This is a genomic window from Hymenobacter sp., assembly GCF_035709525.1.
Lineage (GTDB): Bacteria > Bacteroidota > Bacteroidia > Cytophagales > Hymenobacteraceae > Hymenobacter.
Window position 1 is genome coordinate 1 of record NZ_DASTEP010000225.1, and the last position, 20373, is coordinate 20373.

Sequence of the window (20373 nt, forward strand, 5' to 3'; positions counted from 1 at the left end):
TGACGCAAGACACCAACTTTTGCGTCTCTACCCCGTCAAACCGACCAAAAACCAGTTGCTTGCCATGCGCCACGTCGCCGACATCCCATATCCCAAAGTCAAAATAACCTTGCTCGCCTGGAATGGCAAGTACCTGCTCAAACTGGAGCAAGGCCCACTGGAGCAAACCTATAAGGTAGCCGAGCTCGACCTGAGCGGCGTAGAAGCGGCCGATGTCGAAATTCGCCAACTGCTTGACGATGAGTTTTTGACTGCCGTCGTGGCCCGCTTCGAGGCCATGCAGCACGACCTGCGCGCCGCCTTCGCCCGCCACGACCTGCGCTAAGTTTCTGCGTACAACGCCTTTTGCCTTTCATTTCTCCTTTATGTTGAAAAGCCGCCTTACCCTGTTGATAAGTCTGCTGCTGCTGGCCGCGCCCGCCTGGGCGCAGCTCTACACCGTGACCAACGGCACCACCACCCGCGACCGCCGCGACCGCGATGCCGTGCTGGTGCAGGTCGATGGCTCGGTCGAAACCACCCGCGACTACTGGCAGGAGTACATGAAGGATACATACTCCATCCGCTTCAAAAGCAAGACGTTGGCCGCGTTGGGCATCAAGGGTAAGAAGGACGAGCTGTCGGCCCCCGAGGCCACGGGCGCGGGCATTTCGAGCAAGCCCACTAACCTATACGTCAACCTCAGCGCTATTAACGACTCAACCACGGAGGTGGCCTTGTTCGGCGGCTTTGGCGATAAGGCCTATTTTGAGCCGGGCGGCACGCCCTCGGAGTTTGCCAGCCTGCGTAAAATCATGGAGAAGTTTGCCGTGGCCGCCCGCGCCAACGCCTACCAGGTGCAGGTGAAGGAAGCCGAGCGTGAAGTAGCCGCCGTAGAAAAAGAGCAGGACAAGCTGACCAAAAGCATCCAGAGCGCCCAAAGCAACACTGCCAGCAACCTCAAGCGTATCGACGAGATGCAAAGCAAAAACCGCTCAAACGCGCTGCAAATGCACCAGGATAGCGTGCAAATGACTTCTAATGCCCGGCAGCTGGAGCTCAACAAAGCCCGTTTGCAGCGCCGGCGCGAGCGGGCGGGCGCGATGGGTAAGAAGTAATAGCTGAAATTAACTGTCATGCTGAACGCAGTGAAGCATCTCTACCGCTTCTTCGGGGCTAAGCAACGGTGCGATAGAGATGCTTCACTGCGTTCAGCATGACAGTTAGGTTACAACTTGCTTAATTTGCCATCAAGCTTAGCTGCTGTCCAACAGTAAATTGCCGCGTAGTCTTAGAATTATTCCCGCATGAATCCCTCCGACGCCAACTCGCCTATCGCTACCCTGCGGCAGCTCAAGGAAATGCTCGACGCCGGCGCCCTCACGCCCCAGGAGTTTGAGGCGCTGAAGCAAAAGCTGATATTTGGCGCTGAAGCGGCTACGCCGCCCGCGCCGATAGCGCCGCTAGCCCCCATTACACCCGCTAGCCCCGCGCCTCCAGCCTACGTTGCGCCCGCAGCATCCGAGGTTTCGCCGGTGCCCGCGCCCGAAACGCCCGACTGGCTGGCGGCCGTAGCGCCCGCGCTGGTCGACCATTCTACCCCAGTAGCGGAGGAGGAGCCGACCTACGACGAAGGCCTGGAGAAGCGTAACCCGCTCAACCTTGTCTTCGCCATCGGCGGCGCGCTCGTATTTTTGGCCGTGGTGCTCTACCTCACGCTCGGCAACCGCCCCGCCGACGAGCACCTCACCAGCACCACCCAAACCGCCGCCGACTCGGCCCGGGTAGCCCCCGAAGTTGGCCCCCAGGCTGAGCAACTGATGCTACCGCCGGCCTCGCCCGAAACTACCCGCGTCGTACCCGTAGTGCCGGCTACCGTAGCGCCCGCCGCCAGCACGTTCCGCTCCGATTCGGCCGCCGTGCCGGCCCCAGCCGTGGCCCCGACGACGCCCGCCAAGGCTGCGGCCAAGCCGGTTCCTAATACCACGGTAGCGACCGATTCGGCCATTTAGTAGTGGCTGTACGTCAGTATTTTGCTTTCTTAAAAAACGGCGGGCTGCTACTCGCGGCACTCAGCCTCAGCAGTTGCCTGAGTAGCATCCGGCCCGTGCGGCACTTCGCGGTAGCCGATGCCGGCCCCGCGCCCGACTACGCCGAGGCCGCCAGCTGGGCCGCGCTGCCCGGCCACCCCAGCCCCGCCCAGCAAACGCCGCCCGGCCTGCCGCCGCCCGCGCCCGCCGACACGGTGGCCGACGTATTCTACCTGCACCCCACCACGTATTTCTGGCGGCTGGGCCGCTGGAATGCGCCCATGCGCCTGCGGCGGCTGCACCGCTACACCGGCCACACCAGCATCCGGGTGCAGGCCAGCATTTTTGCCGGGGTAGGGCGGCTCTACGCGCCGCACTACCGGCAGGCCACGCTCTACACGTATTTCGATAAGGAAAATCCGACCAGCCGGGCGGCGCAAGAGTTGGCTTACGCCGACGTGAAAGCGGCTTTTCAATACTATCTAGCGCACTACAACCACGGCCGGCCGTTCATCTTGGCGGGCCACAGCCAGGGCGGCTACCACGCCACGCGCCTGCTGCACGAGCTGGTCGATGACAACCCGCAGCTGCGCCGGCAGCTCGTAGCCGCCTACCTGGTTGGCTGCCAGGTAAAGCCCGACGAGTACCAGCACTTGCCCGCCCTGCGCGACTCGCTCCAAACCGGCGGTGTCATCGCTTGGAATACCGCCCGGCGCGGCACCGACTACCCGCCCTACCACGGCCTGCTCGCCACCAACCCCCTCACCTGGACGCTCGACTCGGCCAACGCGACCGCTGCCCTCAACCGCGCCGGCGTGCCGCTCAGCTTCCGGCGCCTCGACCCGCACCTCACCGCCGCCCAAAGCCACCGTGGCATCCTCTGGGTCGATGAACCGCACCGCGCCGGCTACCCGCGTCTCCACATTCCGGGGCTGAAGGCGCTCAGCGTGTCGTACCACATTGTCGATTATAACTTGTTCTACCTCAACGTGCGCGAGAACGCGCGGGCGCGGGTGCGGGCGTGGAAACTATTGCCGCGCTAGCTTTGTAACTACCCTAAAAACCAACCGCTATGATACGCACCAGCATCACGCCGCAGCAGACGGATATTCAGCTTTCCGTGCCCCCGCACTACGTCGGTAAGAAGCTGGAAGTGCTGCTCTACTCCGTGGAAGAAGTGACCGAAGAGCCCGCCGCCGCGCCGGCCCCGTCCGTCATGGCGCAATTCTGGGGAGTTCTCAGCGACGAATCGGCGCAGGATTTACGCGAACAGGCAGAAGCCAGCCGCAACGAATGGGAACGTACCTTCTAGATACCAACGTCGTCATTGATTTTTTCAATGGCCGCCTGCCGCCGGGTGGGCAGCAACTGGTCATGCGTAGCGCACCAATTATTTCGGTTATCACGCATATTGAGTTGTTCAGCAGCAGTAGGCTAACGTTGTAAGAGCAGACTCGGCTCACGCAGTTCGTGCAGTTGGCTACCATCTACGATGTGCTTGATGCAAACATTGTTCGAGAAACCATCGCCATTCGTCGGCAGCGCAAAATCAAGCTGCCAGACGCCATTATCGCCGCCACTGCCTTGGTGCACAATCACATCCTGGTAACCCGCAATACGGCAGATTTCAAGCAGCTTGCCGGCTTACAGCTACTTGACCCGCACAGCTTATAACTTGTTCTACCTCAACGTGCGCGAGAATGCGCGGGCGTGGGACCGGGCGTGGCAGAAATGAGCGTTCATAATACCGAGTTACTTTATAGAGTTAATTTATAAATTCCCAGACTAATAGCGTGGAAAGTAACGCACCGATAAGAAAACCGGAAGCGGCATCACGTCCTTTAGAAACCATGTAGCATAGCAGGGCAAAGTTTATCAGGAAATAGGCTGGTAAGCCACTTGGTGATGAGCTTGCGTGAATATTGAAACCGCCAATAGCAAATAGAATAAAAGGCAGTGTAAAGGCTAAAGCGGAATCTATTAAGAAAGCAGTTACTACACACAAAAATAATTTGCCAACGCTAAATGGTCGGATTTTAGGCTCAGCCTGTTGAGTGTCTTCCATGCACCGAATGTATAAATAAAAAGCCCGCTGGCGCATTGCCAGCGGGCTTTCTTGTAGAAGCTATTTCAGCTTAGAAACTAAGCGCCGATTGCTACGCGCTTGAAGTCCGATACCGTCATGCCTTTCGACTCTTTGTCGAGCAGTTGGGCGATAGTCAGCGAGTTGTCTTTTACAAATTCCTGGTTCAGGAGGGTGTTCTCCTTGTAGAATTTGTTGAGCTTGCCCTGGGCGATTTTCTCCAGCATAGCCTCGGGCTTGCCTTCGGCGCGCGCCTGCTCTTTACCGATTTCGATTTCGCGCTCTACCGTAGCCGAGTCCACACCGTCTTTGTCAACGGCAACGGGCTTCATGGCTACAATTTGCATAGCTACGTCGCGGCCGATAGCGGCTACGTCGGCGCTGCCCACGTTTTTCAGGCCCACGAGTACGCCCTTCTTGTTGTCCGAGTGGATGTACGAAGCCACTTTCTCGGCGCTCAGGGTGGTGTAGGTGAGGTCGAGTTTCTCGCCAATTTTGCCAGTCAGCTCGGTGATGTGCTCCTGCACGGTGCGGCCGTCTTCTTCTTTGGCAGCCAGCAGGTCTTCCTTGGTGCCCACGTTCGTTTTCACGGCCGTGTCCAGGATTTGCTGTACCAGCGTGCGGAAATCGGCTACTTTGGCTACCGATTCGGTTTCGCAGGCGAGGGCTACCAGTTTGCCCTCGGTGCCGTCGGCGCTCACGTTCACGAGCACGAGGCCTTCCGAAGTGGCGTTGTCGGCGCGCTTGTCAGCGATTTTCTGGCCCTGCTTGCGCAGGATGTCGCGGGCGGCTTCAAAGTCGCCATCGGCTTCGGTCAGAGCCTTTTTGCAATCCATCATGCCCGCGCCAGTCATGGTGCGGAGCTTGTTTACGTCTGCGGCGGTGATAGCGGCCATAGTTGTAGCGCGGACTTTTAGTCCGCGAGTTGGGGGTAAGAAGGATTTTTTCGGTCAAAGTCGCGGGCTAAAAGCCCGCGCTACAAAGAAAAAGGGAACCGCCAAGCACTTGCCTCGACCGTTCCCTTTTTCATCAAGCTAAGAAAAGCGGCTTAGGCTTCGTTGTCAGCTTCGGTTTTTTCAGCAATGGCAGCCTCATCGGCTTCCTTGCGGTCAGCATCTTCTTTGTCAACCTTGCGCTCCGACAGGCCATCTTCGATAGCCTTGCCGATTACGTTCATAATCAGCTGAATCGACTTCGAGGCGTCGTCGTTGGCCGGAATTGGGAACTGCACCAGCTCGGGATTCGAGTTCGTGTCCACGATAGCAAACACCGGAATGCCAAGCTTTTGGGCTTCTTTCACGGCGATGTGCTCGCGCTTCACGTCAACTACGAACAGGGCGGCGGGCAGGCGGCTCAGGTCGGCGATGCCGCCCATTACGCGCTCCAGCTTCTCGCGCTCACGCGTCATCATGAGCTTCTCGCGCTTAGCGAGGGCGGCGAAGGCAGTGTTTTCTTTTACCATCTTGTCGATGGTAGCCATCTTCTTCAGCGACTTGCGGATGGTGGCGAAGTTCGTCAGCATCCCGCCCAGCCAGCGGTCCGTTACGAAGGGCATCTTGAGGCGCTGAGCCTCCGTCTGCACAATCTCCTGGGCCTGCTTTTTGGTGGCTACGAACATGATTTTGCGGCCGCTTTTCGCGATGTTGCGAATAGCATTGGCAGCGTAATCGAGCGAAGCCAGCGTCTTGTTGAGGTCGATGATATGGATGCCGTTCTTCTCCATGAAGATGTACGGCGCCATTTTCGGGTCCCACTTGCGCGTAAGGTGGCCAAAGTGGGCACCTGCGTCAAGCAGCTCTTTATAAGTGGTGGACTGAGCCATGATACTACTACGGTTAAACGATTAGCGCTTAGAGAACTGGAACGAGCGGCGAGCCTTGCGCTTGCCGAACTTCTTACGCTCGACCATGCGGGGGTCGCGGGTTACAAAGCCTTCCTTGCGGAGGGCCGACTTAACCTCGGCGTTGTCGCTTACTAGGGCTTTCGAGATGGCGAGGCGGATAGCCTCGGCCTGGCCGGCGATGCCGCCGCCGCTCACGTTCACCTTGATGTCGTACTGGCCCACCTGCTCGAGGGTAGCCAGGGGCTGGTTCACGATGTTCTCCAACAGTTCGTTGGCGAAGTAGGACTTCATGTCCCGATTGTTGATAGTGATATTCCCTTGCCCGGCTTGCATGTACACGCGAGCCACCGAGGTTTTTCTTCTACCAGAGGTGTTAGTAGCTGCCATTTAGTGGAAAAATAAGGCGGCCAAAGTCGGCCGTAAAAGCAATGATTTACAGGTTCTTCAGCTCGTATACTTTCGGCTGCTGCGCTTCGTGCGGGTGCTCGCTGCCAGCGTACACGTACAGGTTGCGGAACTGCTCGGCACCGAGGCGGTTGCCTTGCAGCATGCCTTTTACGGCGTGCTCGATGGCTTTGCGCGAGTCGCGGCCCATCTGCTCGCGCAGGGTGCGCTGCTTCTGGCCACCGGGGTAGCCTGAGTGTGAAATGTATACTTTCTCGGTCAGTTTCTTGCCCGTCACGCGCAGCTTGTCCGAGTTGATAACAATCACGTTATCACCGCAGTCGGAGTTGGGGGTAAACGAAGGCTTGTGCTTGCCACGCAGAACGTTAGCAATTTGGCTGCACACGCGGCCCAGCGGGGCCACGCTGGCGTCGATGATAACCCAGCTTTTCTGGGCGTTGGCCTTGTTGACGTGGGTCGTCTTGAAGCTCAGGTGGTCCATGAGGATTTGGTAAAAATTACCGGCTAAACAATTGACAATAAACCCCAAGCTGGTTGGGCCTGGGGAAAAACGGACACAAAGGTACCCTTTTTTGGGCAGAATACCAAACGTGCCCTAGCTAATTATCTGAAACTAGCGATACTGCCCCAGCGTCTCGACCAGCACCCGGAAGTCCTTCGGGTACGGCGCTTCCACCTTAATGGCCTCGCCATCGAGCCCCGTAAAGCCCAGCTCCACGGCGTGCAGCGCGAAGCGCTTGATGAACGGCTGCTCGGTTTCGCCTTCTTTGAGGTTGAATTTCTTCTTGAGCGAGGACAGGTAAAAATCCTCGCCGCCGTAGAGGTGGTCGCCCACAATGGGCGTCTGCACATAGGCCAGGTGCAGGCGTATTTGGTGCATGCGGCCGGTCACGGGCTCGCACTGCACGAGGGCATGCCGGGCGTACACGTCGAGGGTCGTGAAGCGGGTTTCGGCGGGCTTGCCTTTGAAGGCCAGGCGGGCCTTGCCGCTCTTAGTGGTTTCGATATTGCGCTCTACTACAAACTGTTCGAGCGGCGGCGCACCGTTGGTTACGGCGTGGTAAATCTTGTTTACCTCGCGGTTCTCAAACTGCATCGAGATGTGGCGGTAGGCCTCGGGGTGCTTGGCCAGCACCAGCGAGCCGCTGGTGTCGCGGTCGAGGCGGTGGCCTACCTGGGCGTCGTCCGCGTATTCGCGGGCCAGGCGCAGCAGGCTGGGCGCCACGCCGATGCGCTCGTCGAGCGTGGCCAGGAACGGGGGCTTGTTAACAACGATATAATCGTCGTTTTCAAACAGGATAAGGTCTTTGAACTTAGGTGGCTTCATGCGTACCGCAAAGGTACGGCGGGTAGTACCGCGAAGCGACAGCCCGGTGTACCGTAAGCTTTAGCTTGCGAGCGAGCGCAGCGAGCATCTGCGCTAGTAAACGTTCGCTTACGCCCTGCTCGCTACGCTCACTCGCAAGCTAAAGCTTACGGTACAAGCTGAGCTACGTCTGTTTCTTCGGTCGCGGCAACTTGAACTCCATCGCCGTGCCCTCGCCGACCGCGCTGCGAATGCTAATCGTGGACTTATGCGACTCTACGATATGCTTGCTGATGGCCAAGCCCAGCCCGGTGCCGCCGGCCGCCCGCGTGCGGCTTTTCTCGATGCGGTAGAAGCGCTCGAATACCCGCGCCTGATGCTCGGGCGCGATGCCGTTGCCATTGTCACGCACCGACACTCGAACGCCCTGGCGGCCCGGCGTGAGCGAAACCAGCACGTGGCCATCGCTTTCGCGACCATATTTAATGGCGTTATCTATCAGGTTGACAAGTACCTGGCGGATACGGTTGCGGTCGGCTACTACCAGCATCTCATCGTCGGCCAACTGCGGCGGGAATAGCTCCAGCGTAGCGCCGCGCTTTTGGGCCTGCTGCTCCAGCAACTCAAAAATCTCGCGCACCAGCGCTACGAGGTCGAAGCGCTGGCGGCGCATTCGAATCACGCCTTTTTCGAGCTGCGAGATGGTAACCAGGTCCTGCACCAGCGTGTCGAGGGCGTCGAGGCTGGCGGCGGCTTTCTGCAAAAACTTGCGGCGGGTGGCCGGGTCCATGCCATCTTCGTCGTCAGCCTCCTCGTCCAGAATGGTGTGCACAAAGCCCTGGGCGGCGAAAAGCGGCGTTTTCAGTTCGTGCGACACGTCGGCCAGAAACTCACGGCGTAGGGCTTGCAAGCGGTTAAGCTCCTCAAACTCCTGCTGGCGGCGCTGGGCCATGTCCAATATCTCGTCGCGCAGGCGCTTGAGCGGCTCGGGGCGGAATAGAAAGCGGCTGCTCAGTTTCTTAAACTCCTTGCGCTTAATGTGTTCCAGACCAGCGTAAATGCCGTTGACTTCCCGAAAAATCAAGGCTTCAAAAACCAGGTACAGCAGCAAAAAGCACGCGCCCACCGTGGCGCCCCCCACCAAAAACGCCTGCCGCACCGGCAGTTGCGGCCCGACATAGGCAAACGTGGTGAGTACGCCTGCCACCAGCGCCGCCAGGCAAAGGGCAATGGCCCGCGAAGACATTTCGCCGGCCTTAAACCGGGGAGAATCAGAAAGAAAAGCCAAACGTAACCGAACTAAGGAGCCGAGGCGCAATACTCTAGCTAGCAGGCGTATCCGTCGCATAAGTGCCGCCGCCTGCTACCTAAGAGCCGGCTAGTCGGCGTTAAATTTATACCCCACGCCCTTAATGGTCTGGATGTGGTGGTCGCCCACCTTTTCGCGCACTTTGCGCACGTGCACATCCACCGTGCGGGCCAGCACAAATACGTCGTTGCCCCAGATGTTTTGCAGCAATTCGTCGCGGCTGAACACCTTGTGCGGCGCGGCGGCCAGGAAGGCCAGCAGCTCAAATTCCTTTTTGGGCAGCGTGATTTTCTTGCCTTCCTGGTACACGGCAAAGGCTGTGCGGTCGATGCGTAAGCCATTAATATCGATGGCTTCCACGCCGGCGTGGGGGTCTTGGTCGCGCCGCACCACAGCGGCCAAGCGGCTCAGCAGGGCGCGCGGCTTGATGGGCTTGGCGATGAAGTCATCGGCCCCGGCGTCGAAGGCGGCTACCTCCGAAAACTCTTCGGAGCGGGCCGTCAGTATCATAATGTAGGTGTCCTTGAGGCGGGGCTGCTCGCGCAACAGCCGGCAGGTAGCGATGCCGTCGAGGTGCGGCATCATCACGTCGAGCAAGATGATGTCGGGCGTAAACTCCTGGGCTACGGTCAGGGCCTGGCGGCCGTCGCTGGCCGAGGTGGTGAGGTAGCCTTCTTTCTTGAGGTTAAACTCAAGTAGCTCAACGATATCGGGGTCGTCATCGACTACCAGTATCTTGTAAGGAGTAGCTTTTGCTGATGCAGCACGAGCGGGAGCGGAAGCAGCCATAGCGCCTGGGCGAAAAGAATAAAAAGAAGAAAGATTTTCGCGCCGCAAAATTACCAGCTTTCCCGGCGAAGGTCGTGTTACGTTTGTATGACGCCGCGCCCTTCCAAGTTACCCCCGCGTTATGGCAGGGCTACTACGTTAAGCTTGCTTTTCAGGCCCTCATACTTGTACATATCCACTTTTATCGCGCCCACAAACATCTCGGCTTGGAAAAGCACCGGGATTTTGTTGCGGTCGTCGGAGAGGTAGACTTTGATGGCTTCCTCGCCCCGGAAAATCTTGTTTTTCGGCATCTTAGGTACCAGTTTCAGCACCCGAATGGTGCCGGCCTTGGTTTCGACTACCTCGCGCCCCTTGAAGGTAACTTCGAGATTGAAAGACTCTTCATCAAAAAAGCCGGGCATCTTAATCACGTCGCCGGGCTTCATCTTGTCGTAGTGCAGGGTGCGCAGGTAGTAGAAGCCGCTCACCAGTTCCTGGGCGTTGTTCGGGATTTTGTAGGGCGTGCGAGTGGGCTTTTCGCGGTCGTGAATCTGCACGTCGGCCACATCGTGCACGTGGTCAAAGTCCACGGTTTCTTTCTTGTGATAGTTTTTTTCGGTGATGTCGCGCGTCGAGCGCAGGGGTAGGATGCTGGCCGTGTCGATATACGAGCGCCACTGGTCGCGCACGTGCAAAAAGAAGTCGAACGAGCCCGTGGTGTGGCCGCTCACGGTGGCCTTGTAGCAAGGGCGGTCGGCCACGCGGTCGAGCGAGCCCGAGGTTTCGACGGTGGCCTCGGCCGCGTTAATCAGCCCATAATGTACCTTGTAGCGAATGGTTTCACCAGTTTTGAAACTCGGGTTGGGCCAGAGGCGAATGGGCTCGGCGTTGCCCACGGGCTGCGTCCAGGCCGCGCACAAGAGTAGGAGGGGAGAATAGCGTAACCAGCGGCGAGTCATACCAAGAATAAATGTAAAGCGATACCTAGCGGAAATAATTACAAACAGAATGCCAAGACAAAAATAGGACGGAAACAATAAGCCCGACAACTGCCGGGCTTAAGAAAATAAGCGCTAAGCCCGGCCACAAAAAAAGCCCGTGGCCAAACGGCCACGGGCTTTCACAAAATGCAGAAAGCGGGTGAATTACAGCGTGTCGTCGCCGTCTTCGGGGCCGCTCATGTCCACCGGGATAACATCGCTGTCGCCCTTGGCCATAACGCGGATTTTCTGTTCGATTTCTTCAGCTAGCTCGGGGTTGTCGAGGAGCAGGGTTTTCACAGCCTCGCGGCCCTGGCCGATTTTGTTGGCGCCGTAGCTAAACCACGAGCCCGACTTGGCGATGATGCCCATGTCCACGCCCAGGTCTACGATTTCGCCGACTTTGGAAATGCCCTGGCCGTAGATGATGTCAAACTCCACTACTTTGAAGGGCGGCGCTACCTTGTTTTTCACCACTTTAACCTTGGTGCGGTTGCCGGTCACGTTGTCCTTGTCTTCCTTAATCTGGCCGATACGACGGATGTCGAGGCGCACCGAAGCGTAGAATTTCAGGGCGTTACCGCCGGTCGTGGTTTCGGGCGAGCCGAACATCACACCGATTTTCTCACGCAGCTGGTTGATGAAGATGCAGAGGCAGTTCGTCTTGTTGATAGTGCCGGTGAGCTTGCGCAGGGCCTGGCTCATGAGGCGGGCGTGGAGGCCCACTTTCGAGTCGCCCATGTCGCCTTCGAGCTCGCCTTTGGGCACGAGGGCCGCCACCGAGTCAATGACGATAATGTCGATAGCGCCCGAGCTAATGAGTTGGTCGGCAATCTCCAGTGCCTGCTCGCCGTTGTCGGGCTGCGCGATGAGGAGGTTGTCTACGTCGATGCCCAGCTTCTTGGCGTAGGTGGGGTCGAAGGCGTGCTCGGCGTCGATGAAGGCCGCGATGCCGCCGCTTTTCTGGGCTTCGGCGATGGCGTGCATCGTCAGGGTTGTCTTACCGCTCGATTCGGGGCCGTAAATCTCAATCACGCGGCCACGGGGCAGGCCGCCGATGCCGAGGGCAATATCGAGCGAAAGCGAACCGGTGCTGACGGCCGGGATGTCGTTGACCTTCTGGTCCGACAGCTTCATCACGGTGCCTTTGCCAAAGGCTTTGTCCAGCTTGTCCATCGTCAGCTGAAGCGCTTTCGCTTTCTCGGAGGCTGCGCTGGTGGCGTTTTTCTCGGCTTTGTCAGTTGCAACTGCCATGTCGGGGAAATTGGGTAAAAAAGTAGTTAGTTTGGTGCTTGTACCGGGGTGGCCGCCGGCTGTATCTGCTTCGCACTGGCCTTTTCAAAGCTACGCGAAGGTCGTTCTCGGGCGGCTTTTTCTAACACAGCGTTCCCCGGTTTTGTGCCGTTGAGAGCGGAAATATATGAGGAAATTTCTAAAATTTTTGGGATGCCTTGGGACTGTGCTATTTATGGCCGGCCAAGCGCACGCGCAGCTAGATAATTCAGCATTTACTGGGGAAGAAATTCGGCTCGGTAAGTATACGAGAGCAGAAGAACGATTCTTTGATAGTGTTGACGAGATTCCGCTAGGCTATGATGAATCAGTAAAGGAGCCAAAGGACTCATTAGCGAAAGCGTTATCTAAGGGCCCGCTTTATATCTCGCTCAATGCCTTCACCTTCTTCAAAGATAATGAGTATTTCAACGACATTGTGCAGGGTTATACACTGTTTGGCACGCAGTTAAATCCGCAGCTCGTCTACTACCCCATCAAAGACCTGCGCCTCGAAGCAGGTGTGTTTCTGTGGAAGGATTTTGGCAATCCGCAGCTCAAGCAGGTGCGCCCCACCTTCCGGGCCACCTGGACGAAAGGCAACCAGCAGTTCATCTTCGGCAACATCCGCCCGCACCTGAATCATAACTATATCGAGCCATTGTTTGATTTTGAGCGCGTAATGCTAAAGCCGTTAGAAGAAGGCCTGCAATACCGCCTGAATTCCAAGCGCGTTTCGCTCGATGCGTGGGTCGATTGGCTGCGGCAGGAATACCCCGGCGTAGCTTACCAGGAGCAGATAGCCGGCGGCCTCACTAGTAGCTTCCGCATAACCAGCGACCAGAGCCCGGTACAGGTTTCCATCCCGTTCGAGTTCACGGCGCGCCACGCGGGCGGGCAGATTGATACGCTGCACGCGCCCATCCAGACGTTATTTAATTATGCTTCCGGCGTGGTAGCCCGGCTACCCCTGAATGGCCGCGTAATGCATGCCGTGCGCCTCAACGCCTACGGCCTGCTGTTCGACGACCATTCAATGGGTAACTACCGCCTGCCTTTCCAGAATGGCAACGCCTTCTACCTCAATGGCACGCTCGAAACTCGCTACGCCGACCTCATGCTGAGCTACTGGCAGGGCCACCAGTTCTACGCCCCGCTGGGTGGTAAGTACTACCAGTCGGTAGCCGCCCGCGAGGGCACGCCCGGCTACACCGACCCCAACCGCAAGCTGCTCATGGTACGCCTGCTGCGCGATTTCCGGGTAGCCGACGCGGCAGCCGTGACCGTGCGCGTTGAGCCGGTGTACGATTTCAACCGCAAGCTGCTGGATTTCTCATTTGGCGTGTACTTCAACTTTCGGCAGGAGTGGCTGCTGGGCAACGTAGGGCAGCGCGTGCGGGTAGGCCACTAGACCGCAGATTCAAACGGATTTGTCGGATTTAACGGATACTCCCGCTGCGCGGGCTGGCTAGCTGCTCAATTGGGCTAGCGGGTGCGTGTGAAGTGCAGGATGGCGGGCTTAGGGGGCTCGCTGTCCCAGAAGCTGAAGCGGAACCAGGGGCGCTCGGGCGCTTCTTTGGTGAGAAGCTGAAAGCCGTGCGCCAGCGCTACTTGCTGCGCCCGCTCGTTGTCAGCAAAGCAGCGGATGAGCAGGCGGCCGGCTCTCATTTGCTCGAAGCCGAACTCTACGATGGCCCCGAGCGCCTCGCGGGCGTAACCCTGGCCCTCGGCCGATTCGGCCAGGTAGTAGCCGATTTCGGCTTGCTCGCCGCGCTGCGGCATAATGCAGATGTCGCCCAGATAAGCGCCACTTTCGCGGTGCCAGATGCCGAACACGTAGAAGCGGCCCGTGCGCCAGTCCTGCGCGAAAAGCGCCAACTGCCCCGTAGCCGCCGCCAGCGTCGGCACGGCCCGCAGCCGGTCGGGAAAAGACAGCTGTAAACGCGCCCGGCTTTGGTCGAGCACCGCAAAAAACGCCGCCGCGTCGCCTACCTCGTAAGGCCGCAGCCGCAGGCGCGCCGTTTCGAGTACTGAGCGCGGTAAGTCGGTAGCGAAGCTTGCGGAAAACATAGCTGATTAAAAGCGCTTTACTACCAAACCCAACGAAACTAACGCGTCGCAGCCCAAACAAAAGGCCACCTACTCAGGTGGCCTTTCTAATTTCTAACTCCCGAATAGCCAGCCTGCGCAGCAGGCGTATCCGTTAAATCCGACAAATCCGTTTGAATCTGCGGTCTAGTATTGGCGGGGGCTGCCGAGCGCCTGCTGCGTCCGCATCACGTTCACCTGCCGGGCCGCCTCGTTGAAGAATTCTAACCGGCGAATCAGCATTTCCTTGGTGAAAACGCGGCCCTCGGGCGTCCGCATCACGGCGTGCTTGTCGGCCAGCACGCGCTGCATGGCGGCGAGCGTCTGGTCTTCGTGGCGCATAAACTGCTGCTGAAACTCGGCCAGCCGCGCCACGCCTGTGGCCGACAGCGTGAAGTGCTCGCCCGCGCCCTGGTTCAGTACCTCGCACAGCACGTACACTTCGAGCGGCAGGCTGGTTTCGAGCGAGGTAGTGCGCAGGTCGAGGCCGGCGGCCAGGGCATCGAGGATAATGCGCACGTTGCGCTCAAATTGTTGGTAGTAAGCTTGGGCTTCCATTTGTCATTTAACAATTAACATTTATCATTTAACAGCTTTTCAGCAAATCAAATAACAAGTGCAAGCATCGCAGAAAGAGCCTGTTAATTGTTAAATGATAAATGTTAAATGACTAGAGTAGTTCTTTAATAATCTGCTCCAAGCTGATGCCTTCGGCTTCGGCCTTGAAATTGCGCACCAGGCGGTGGCGCAGGATGGGCAAAGCTACGGCGCGCACGTCTTCGATGTCGGGCGAGTACTTGCCGGTGAGCAGGGCGTTGCACTTGGCGGCTACTATCAGGTACTGGCTGGCGCGGGGGCCGGCGCCCCATTCGAGCAGCTGCTTGGCGCGGGGGGCGGCGCGCTCGCCCTGCGGGCGGGTTTTATGCACGAGGCCCACGGCGTATTCTACCACGTTGTCGGCCACCGGCACGCGGCGTACCAGCGCCTGGTAGGCCTGAATGTCATCGGAATGCAGCACCTTACTCACGGTCGGCTTGCGGTCGGAAGTAGTGTTCTTCACGATGTTCAACTCTTCCTGGTAGCTCGGGTAGCCCAGCTCAATGTTGAACATGAAGCGGTCGAGCTGCGCCTCGGGCAGCGGGTAGGTGCCTTCCTGCTCAATCGGGTTTTGGGTGGCCAGCACGAAGAACGGGCGCGCCAGCGAGTAGCGCTGCCCGGCCACGGTCACGGCATATTCCTGCATACTTTCGAGCAGGGCAGCCTGGGTTTTGGGCGGCGTGCGGTTGATTTCGTCGGCCAAGATGATATTGGAGAATATCGGGCCCTTTACAAACTGAAAATCACGTTGCTGCGTCAGCGTCTCCGAGCCTACGATGTCCGACGGCATCAGGTCGGGCGTGAACTGGATGCGGTTGAACGAGAGGTCGAGCGAGTCGGCGATAGTCTGGATGAGCAGCGTTTTGGCCAAGCCCGGCACGCCCACCAGCAGGCAGTGGCCCTGCGCAAACACGGCCGTGAGCACCAGCCGCACTACCTCTTCCTGGCCCACTATCACCTTGCCGATTTCCTGTCGCAACTGCTGGTAGGCGCGGGTCAGAGAGTCAGCCGCTTCTTTATCGTTTTGAAATTGAGCCATTAGGATATACTTACGCTAATAAAAAAATGTCAGGCTAAACTGGCGAGGCCTCTTGCGTGGTGTAGTTGCCTGACCACGCAAGATGCTTCGCCAGCTCAGCCTGACACAAACTAGTTTTCTGCGTTAGCAGTCAGCACCTTGCACGACTCGTACTCCGGCGCTACTTCCAGGAATACGGTATTGCGGTTTTGCTCGTACCACTCATCCAACGCCCGGTTTTTCTTCTGGGCCAGCGCGGCCTGCGAAATCTTCTGGTAGTCGTCGGTCAGGTTGGCCTGGTGGGGCGGCGTGTTCGACTTGAGGTAGAGAATCCGCATGGCATCCTTGCCGTCGTCGGTGCGGTAGGGCATGGGCGGCGTGATGTGGCCCACCTTCATCGTGTCGATGGTGAAGAAGATGGCCGGGTCAAGCCGGTCGAGCGGCAGGCGCGAGCCGCCGTCCTGGCGGTTGGCCAGCAGGCCACCGTTGGCCGCCGTTACCTTGTCTTCGCTGAAATCCTTAGCGGCTTTGGCAAAGGAGATGCTGTCGCTTAGAATCTGGCGGCGGATGCGGGCCAGCTTGGTAGCCGAGGCGCTCACATCGGTAGTGCCGGTTTCGGGCTTCAGCAGGATGTGGCGGGTCGAGTACGATTCGCCTTTGCGCTCAATGAGTTGGATGAGGTGAAAACCAAACTGCGACTCCACTACCGGCGACAACTGGCCGGGCTCCAGCTTGCGGGCCGCCGCCTCGTAGGGCGGCACCAACTCGCCACGCTTGAAGAAGCCCAGGTAGCCGCCTTCCACGGCCGAGCCGGGGTCTTGCGAAAACTCCTTGGCAAGGGTTTCAAACTTCTCGCCGGCCAGGATGCGGGCGCGCAGCTCGTTGAGCTTGGCCAGGGTCGCCTGCTTGGCGGCGTCGTTCACCTGGGCCGGGATAACTATCTGGCCTACTTCTACTTCAGTCGAGAAATAAGGAATGCTGTCCTTCGGTACTTTTTCGAAATATTCCTTTACCTCGCGGGGCGTCACGGTTACTTTGCCGGCTATCTTGTCCTGCATTTCCTGCTGCACCAGCTGGTCGCGCACCTGCTGGCGCAGGTCGTCTTTGAGCGCCCGGAGCGACTTGTTATACATCTCCTCCAGCTTCTTTTCCGAGCCCACCTGCTGCACGAAATAGGCCATGCGACGGTTCAGCTCGCCATCTACCCGCGCATCAGTCACGGTGACGGAGTCGACCTCGGCGCGGGCCAGCATGAGGCGGTTCAGCACTAGGCTTTGCAGGATTTTGCAGCGCAAGTCGGGCGGCAGGGGCTTGCCCTGGGCGCGGGCCATTTCCTGGGCCATGATGTTGTCGATGTCCGAGCGCAGCACAATCTGGTTGTCGACCTTCACGGCGATGCCATCGACTAGTTCCTGCCCGCGCGGTCGGCTGATACCCAGCTGCGCATGAGCAACTTGCGAAGACGCCAGCAGCGAAGAGAAGGCCAGCAGAGCGAGCGCCGGCAGACGCTTAAAAAGTAATTGCATAAAGTATAGAGCCGCCGGAAGGGCAAAAGGTTGCCGCCGGTGCGGCCATAACGCGCGAGCGCAATAAGAAAAATCCGCCGCGCGCTGAAAACCAGCCCGCGCGGCTAGGTAGCCAGTAGGGCTACTTGGTAATCAGCTTGTTTACCTCAGGTTCGTTGACTTTTACCGGGTACTGCTGGCGCAGCTGCTCTATCCACTGCTTTTCCAGGTAGGTTTGGTAGTCGCTGGTGGCTTGGCCGCGGGCGTCGCTCAGGGCCTTGGGGCCGGGGGCCAGCGTCTGGTTTACTACCACGGCGTAGTAGCGGCCATCGCGCTGGGTGGTGTAGGTGCCGGCCGGGCGGGTGAGGTAGTCGTCCATCACCTTGTTGTCGCCCTTCTGGAAGGTGCGCTGCTGCACCTGCACGGCCAGCGGGTTTTGCGCATTCAGGCTGGCTTCGAGGGCGCTGGTAGCGGTGGTGTACAGCGTGAAACGCGTGTCGCCGTCGGCTGACACGGCCGGGACCGAGGCCACGGTCAGGATGCGGCGCGGCACTTTACCATTCTTCACCAGGTAGTTGATGGCCGCCGAGGCGCGCTGGCGGGCCAGCGCCGGGCTTTCGCCGCGCCGGATGTGGCCGGCTACCGTGGCGGTCAGGGTCGTGTCGCCGTTCAGGCGCTTGGCCAAGTCGTCGAGGTTAGCCGAGCCATTGGCCCCGGCCAGCGTGGCCGTACCGGGCTTGAAATGCACCAGCACCGCGCCGGGCTTGCCCGCCACCGGGTAGCGGCCGGTGGCCAACTCGCGCTGGGCGCGCGCCAGCAACTGCGGCGTGGCGGCCGAAATAACCGTGCCCCGCGCCCGCTGCCCAAACTGGTAGTTGGCTTGGTTGGCTTGGAAGAATTTCTTCAGGCCAGCCGTGTCCTCGATGGCTTTGGTCCACACCTTCTGGTCCATGAGCTGAAATAGCAAAATGCCATCGCGGTACTCCTTCACCAGCATGCGGTAGTCCTCGTATTTGGTATCGAGGCTGTTGCGCTCAAATTCGGTCAGGCTTTGGTCTACGTACTGGTCGTAGAGCTGCTGCATGGCAAAGGCCGGCTCGGCCGTGGGGCGCGGGCGCTGGTTTTGCTGCGCGAAGGTCAGGAAGTCGCCCACCGAGTAGGGCTTGCCCTTGATGGTGAACAGCGGCAGCTTGTCGCCGCCCGCTTTCGCCGGGGTTTTCGCGCCTTTGCCGCTGGCCGTCATGGCGGTAGCATTGAACTTATAGCGGCCCTTCACCAGCGCCGTGTCGGCCTGGGCGAAGGCCAGCACTTTCGAGGCCGGAATCTCCACGAACTGGTCTTCCTGCCGGATGCGCTTGAGGAAGGCCGTGCGGTTCAGCTCCGAGCGCGAGTCTTTGGCGACCTTACTTTTCAGCGTCGCCTCCATCGCCGAAAACTCCGGCACGGGCTGCTTTTCAATGAGTTTGATAACGTGCCAGCCGTAGGGCGTTTGCACGGGCGGGGCGATGTCGCCGGGCTTTTGCAGCTTGAAGGCCGTTTCCTCAAACGACGGAATCATGCGGCCGGTGCCGAAGGGCGGCAGCTCGCCGCCGTTGGGGGCCGAGCCGGGGTCTTCCGAAAACTGGGCCACGAGCTTGTTCCAGTCCTCGCCCTTGCGCAGGCGGCCGTAGAGCTCGTTTATCTTTTTGTGGGCGGTGGCCGAGTCGGCTTTGGGGGCCTGCGGCGTCACGCGCACCATCAGGTGGGCTACTTTGATTTCGCCCTGCGCCGGGCGGCGGTCGTTCACCTTGATAATGTGGTAGCCAAAGCGCGTGCGGATGGGCTGGCTCACCTGCCCCACGGGCGTGGCGTAGGCCGCGTTCTCAAACGGATACACCATTTGCATGGCTGTGAAATAGCCGAGCTTACCGCCATTTTCCTTGGCCGAAGGGTCTTCGCTGGTAGTACGGGCCAGGGTAGTGAAGTCTTCGCCGCCGCTCACGCGCTGGCGCAAAGCCACTACCTTCTGGTAGGCAGCCAGGGTGTCGGCTGGGCTGGCATCGGCTGCCACGCGAATGAGGATGTGCGAGGCGTTGACTTCCTGGCTCATGCGGCCGTAGGCCTCGCGCACCAGCTGGTCGGTTACGCCCTTCTCGGTGAGATAGGGCTGGGCCAGCTGCTGGCGGTAGCCATCGAGCTCGCGGGTGAAGGCGCGGGTGGTGTCGAGGCCCTGCTTCTCAGCGTCAAGTACTTTGAGGCGGAAGTTGGTGTAGAGCGTGAGGTAGTCCTGCACGCTCTGGCGGGTGCCATAGTCGGGGGCTGTGCTGTTGTTTTTCCGGTACACGTAGGCAAACTCGCTGGCGGGCACCGGCACCGCGCCCAGCGTTTCGATGGCCGGGCCGCCAGTGGCAGGGGCGGCCGAACTGGCGGGCGGCGTGGTAGCGGTGGCCGTGGGTTTGCTGGTTTGGCAGGCGGCTAGCTGCAGCAGCGTGGCGGCGGCAGCGCCAGCCAGCGGAAAGCGTAGTTGCATAGAAAAAAACGAGCGGAATCAGCCCAACTGCGTCAAAAGACAGCCCTCAACGCATTGGGCACAATGCTGGTGCAATTTTACGAAGAAAAAAGCGCGTGTAGGACAATCGCCGGAGCCACCGCCAAAAGCAAGGCGGCCCGCGCAGCAAGGGCAGCGCCTGCTACCGTTGCCGCGCGGGCCGTTTGCCGCGATTCTGCTCGCCTAACAGCCTACTTACTCAGCGTTTTGCTCAGGTGGCAAACGGTGTGGGCATTACGCTCGAAAAACTCGACCTGGTCCATGATGCGCGATACCAGCGCCATGCCCATGCCGCCCTTGCGCCCCTGCCGGATGTACTCGCGCAAATCGGGGTTGGGCGCTACCGTGCTGGGGGCGAAAATGGTGGTGCCGTAGTCTTCGATTTCCACGTCGAGGCGCTGCTCTACCAGCGCCAGCTGCAAATCCAGGAACTGGCTGGCGTCTTCGCCGTTGGCGTGGATAATGAAGTTGGCAACTACCTCATCCACTGCCAAAACCACCTGGTTTACGGTTACCTCGCTGCCGTGGCCCGCCACCAAAAACTCGCGCACGAAGTCGCGCACCTGCTGGAGGTTCTGGCGCGAACACTGAATGCGGAGATGACTGGTCATGGGGAGAGTTATGAATTATGAGTTTTGAGTTTTGAGTTGCGGGAGGCTT

23 protein-coding genes are annotated in these 20373 nt (G+C 59.2%); 7 read left to right on the forward strand and 16 right to left on the reverse strand.

Features of this window, described 5'->3' with window-relative positions; translation table 11 throughout:
* The first annotated feature begins 64 nt into the window (after nt 1–64).
* From VFO93_RS19710 to VFO93_RS19735, 6 genes are all read left to right on the forward strand, one after another.
* Nucleotides 65–325 (forward strand): hypothetical protein, encoded by a 261-nt coding sequence (locus VFO93_RS19710; RefSeq protein ID WP_325136106.1) that lies wholly within the window; start codon nt 65–67, stop codon nt 323–325.
* A gap of 40 nt (nt 326–365) precedes the next feature.
* A complete protein-coding gene (locus VFO93_RS19715; RefSeq protein ID WP_325136107.1) occupies nt 366–1097 on the forward strand; it encodes a hypothetical protein in 732 nt (243 codons plus the stop codon).
* Nucleotides 1098–1286: 189 nt separating this feature from the next.
* The gene (locus VFO93_RS19720; protein WP_325136108.1) at nt 1287–1991 is read left to right on the forward strand and encodes an SHOCT domain-containing protein; all 705 of its coding nucleotides are present in this window, start codon (nt 1287–1289) and stop codon (nt 1989–1991) included.
* Between the two features lie 2 nt (nt 1992–1993).
* On the forward strand, nt 1994–3052 hold the full coding sequence (locus VFO93_RS19725; RefSeq protein ID WP_325136109.1) for a DUF3089 domain-containing protein: 1059 nt from the start codon (nt 1994–1996) through the stop codon (nt 3050–3052).
* 29 nt (nt 3053–3081) lie between these two features.
* Nucleotides 3082–3321 carry a hypothetical protein gene (locus VFO93_RS19730; RefSeq protein ID WP_325136110.1) on the forward strand — a complete coding sequence of 80 codons (240 nt, stop codon included), beginning with the start codon at nt 3082–3084 and terminating at the stop codon, nt 3319–3321.
* 164 nt (nt 3322–3485) lie between these two features.
* Nucleotides 3486–3683: a type II toxin-antitoxin system VapC family toxin gene (locus VFO93_RS19735; protein WP_325136111.1), complete on the forward strand. Its 198-nt coding sequence runs from the start codon at nt 3486–3488 to the stop codon at nt 3681–3683.
* 91 nt (nt 3684–3774) lie between these two features.
* Here VFO93_RS19735 and VFO93_RS19740 read toward each other — a convergent pair whose 3' ends face one another.
* From VFO93_RS19740 to recA, 10 genes are all read right to left on the reverse strand, one after another.
* Entirely contained in the window at nt 3775–4074 is a 300-nt protein-coding gene (locus VFO93_RS19740) for a hypothetical protein (protein ID WP_325136112.1), read from the reverse strand.
* A gap of 77 nt (nt 4075–4151) precedes the next feature.
* Nucleotides 4152–4988 (reverse strand): translation elongation factor Ts, encoded by an 837-nt coding sequence (tsf, locus tag VFO93_RS19745; RefSeq protein WP_325136113.1) that lies wholly within the window; start codon nt 4986–4988, stop codon nt 4152–4154.
* A gap of 152 nt (nt 4989–5140) precedes the next feature.
* Nucleotides 5141–5914, reverse strand: coding sequence for a 30S ribosomal protein S2 (gene rpsB / locus VFO93_RS19750; RefSeq protein WP_325136114.1), 774 nt, complete (start codon nt 5912–5914; stop codon nt 5141–5143).
* 21 nt (nt 5915–5935) lie between these two features.
* The gene (gene rpsI, locus VFO93_RS19755; RefSeq protein ID WP_325136115.1) at nt 5936–6322 is read right to left on the reverse strand and encodes a 30S ribosomal protein S9; all 387 of its coding nucleotides are present in this window, start codon (nt 6320–6322) and stop codon (nt 5936–5938) included.
* A gap of 46 nt (nt 6323–6368) precedes the next feature.
* A complete protein-coding gene (rplM, locus tag VFO93_RS19760; RefSeq protein WP_325136116.1) occupies nt 6369–6821 on the reverse strand; it encodes a 50S ribosomal protein L13 in 453 nt (150 codons plus the stop codon).
* A gap of 132 nt (nt 6822–6953) precedes the next feature.
* Nucleotides 6954–7667 carry an RluA family pseudouridine synthase gene (locus tag VFO93_RS19765; protein ID WP_325136117.1) on the reverse strand — a complete coding sequence of 238 codons (714 nt, stop codon included), beginning with the start codon at nt 7665–7667 and terminating at the stop codon, nt 6954–6956.
* A gap of 163 nt (nt 7668–7830) precedes the next feature.
* Nucleotides 7831–8934: a sensor histidine kinase gene (locus tag VFO93_RS19770; RefSeq protein WP_325136118.1), complete on the reverse strand. Its 1104-nt coding sequence runs from the start codon at nt 8932–8934 to the stop codon at nt 7831–7833.
* A 90-nt stretch (nt 8935–9024) separates the two neighbouring features.
* Nucleotides 9025–9744, reverse strand: a complete 720-nt coding sequence (locus VFO93_RS19775) for a response regulator transcription factor (RefSeq protein ID WP_325136119.1) — start codon at nt 9742–9744, stop codon at nt 9025–9027.
* Nucleotides 9745–9863: 119 nt separating this feature from the next.
* A complete protein-coding gene (locus VFO93_RS19780) occupies nt 9864–10685 on the reverse strand; it encodes a DUF3108 domain-containing protein (protein WP_325136120.1) in 822 nt (273 codons plus the stop codon).
* Between the two features lie 186 nt (nt 10686–10871).
* Nucleotides 10872–11960 (reverse strand): recombinase RecA, encoded by a 1089-nt coding sequence (gene recA, locus VFO93_RS19785; protein ID WP_325136121.1) that lies wholly within the window; start codon nt 11958–11960, stop codon nt 10872–10874.
* Nucleotides 11961–12417: 457 nt separating this feature from the next.
* Here recA and VFO93_RS19790 point away from each other — a divergent pair, with 457 nt between their 5' ends.
* On the forward strand, nt 12418–13389 hold the full coding sequence (locus tag VFO93_RS19790; protein ID WP_325136122.1) for a hypothetical protein: 972 nt from the start codon (nt 12418–12420) through the stop codon (nt 13387–13389).
* Nucleotides 13390–13463: 74 nt separating this feature from the next.
* Here VFO93_RS19790 and VFO93_RS19795 read toward each other — a convergent pair whose 3' ends face one another.
* The 6 genes from VFO93_RS19795 to VFO93_RS19820 all read right to left on the reverse strand — a co-directional run bounded on the left by VFO93_RS19795 (nt 13464) and on the right by VFO93_RS19820 (nt 20324).
* Entirely contained in the window at nt 13464–14048 is a 585-nt protein-coding gene (locus VFO93_RS19795) for a GNAT family N-acetyltransferase (protein ID WP_325136123.1), read from the reverse strand.
* 165 nt (nt 14049–14213) lie between these two features.
* Nucleotides 14214–14624 carry a hypothetical protein gene (locus tag VFO93_RS19800; RefSeq protein WP_325136124.1) on the reverse strand — a complete coding sequence of 137 codons (411 nt, stop codon included), beginning with the start codon at nt 14622–14624 and terminating at the stop codon, nt 14214–14216.
* A gap of 112 nt (nt 14625–14736) precedes the next feature.
* The gene (locus VFO93_RS19805; RefSeq protein WP_325136125.1) at nt 14737–15702 is read right to left on the reverse strand and encodes a MoxR family ATPase; all 966 of its coding nucleotides are present in this window, start codon (nt 15700–15702) and stop codon (nt 14737–14739) included.
* A 110-nt stretch (nt 15703–15812) separates the two neighbouring features.
* Entirely contained in the window at nt 15813–17207 is a 1395-nt protein-coding gene (locus VFO93_RS19810; protein WP_325136126.1) for a peptidylprolyl isomerase, read from the reverse strand.
* Between the two features lie 121 nt (nt 17208–17328).
* Nucleotides 17329–19695 (reverse strand): peptidylprolyl isomerase, encoded by a 2367-nt coding sequence (locus tag VFO93_RS19815; protein ID WP_325136127.1) that lies wholly within the window; start codon nt 19693–19695, stop codon nt 17329–17331.
* A 209-nt stretch (nt 19696–19904) separates the two neighbouring features.
* A complete protein-coding gene (locus tag VFO93_RS19820; protein WP_325136128.1) occupies nt 19905–20324 on the reverse strand; it encodes an ATP-binding protein in 420 nt (139 codons plus the stop codon).
* Nucleotides 20325–20373 lie beyond the last annotated feature (49 nt).

Coding starts and splice junctions, on each gene's coding strand:
- VFO93_RS19710 (WP_325136106.1), top strand. CDS start 65: ATGCGCCACGTCGCCGACATCCCATATCCCAAAGTCAAAATAACCTTG.
- VFO93_RS19715 (WP_325136107.1), top strand. CDS start 366: ATGTTGAAAAGCCGCCTTACCCTGTTGATAAGTCTGCTGCTGCTGGCC.
- VFO93_RS19720 (WP_325136108.1), top strand. CDS start 1,287: ATGAATCCCTCCGACGCCAACTCGCCTATCGCTACCCTGCGGCAGCTC.
- VFO93_RS19730 (WP_325136110.1), top strand. CDS start 3,082: ATGATACGCACCAGCATCACGCCGCAGCAGACGGATATTCAGCTTTCC.
- VFO93_RS19740 (WP_325136112.1), bottom strand. CDS start 4,074: ATGGAAGACACTCAACAGGCTGAGCCTAAAATCCGACCATTTAGCGTT.
- tsf (WP_325136113.1), bottom strand. CDS start 4,988: ATGGCCGCTATCACCGCCGCAGACGTAAACAAGCTCCGCACCATGACT.
- rpsB (WP_325136114.1), bottom strand. CDS start 5,914: ATGGCTCAGTCCACCACTTATAAAGAGCTGCTTGACGCAGGTGCCCAC.
- rpsI (WP_325136115.1), bottom strand. CDS start 6,322: ATGGCAGCTACTAACACCTCTGGTAGAAGAAAAACCTCGGTGGCTCGC.
- rplM (WP_325136116.1), bottom strand. CDS start 6,821: ATGGACCACCTGAGCTTCAAGACGACCCACGTCAACAAGGCCAACGCC.
- VFO93_RS19765 (WP_325136117.1), bottom strand. CDS start 7,667: ATGAAGCCACCTAAGTTCAAAGACCTTATCCTGTTTGAAAACGACGAT.
- VFO93_RS19775 (WP_325136119.1), bottom strand. CDS start 9,744: ATGGCTGCTTCCGCTCCCGCTCGTGCTGCATCAGCAAAAGCTACTCCT.
- VFO93_RS19780 (WP_325136120.1), bottom strand. CDS start 10,685: ATGACTCGCCGCTGGTTACGCTATTCTCCCCTCCTACTCTTGTGCGCG.
- recA (WP_325136121.1), bottom strand. CDS start 11,960: ATGGCAGTTGCAACTGACAAAGCCGAGAAAAACGCCACCAGCGCAGCC.
- VFO93_RS19795 (WP_325136123.1), bottom strand. CDS start 14,048: ATGTTTTCCGCAAGCTTCGCTACCGACTTACCGCGCTCAGTACTCGAA.
- VFO93_RS19800 (WP_325136124.1), bottom strand. CDS start 14,624: ATGGAAGCCCAAGCTTACTACCAACAATTTGAGCGCAACGTGCGCATT.
- VFO93_RS19805 (WP_325136125.1), bottom strand. CDS start 15,702: ATGGCTCAATTTCAAAACGATAAAGAAGCGGCTGACTCTCTGACCCGC.
- VFO93_RS19810 (WP_325136126.1), bottom strand. CDS start 17,207: ATGCAATTACTTTTTAAGCGTCTGCCGGCGCTCGCTCTGCTGGCCTTC.
- VFO93_RS19815 (WP_325136127.1), bottom strand. CDS start 19,695: ATGCAACTACGCTTTCCGCTGGCTGGCGCTGCCGCCGCCACGCTGCTG.
- VFO93_RS19820 (WP_325136128.1), bottom strand. CDS start 20,324: ATGACCAGTCATCTCCGCATTCAGTGTTCGCGCCAGAACCTCCAGCAG.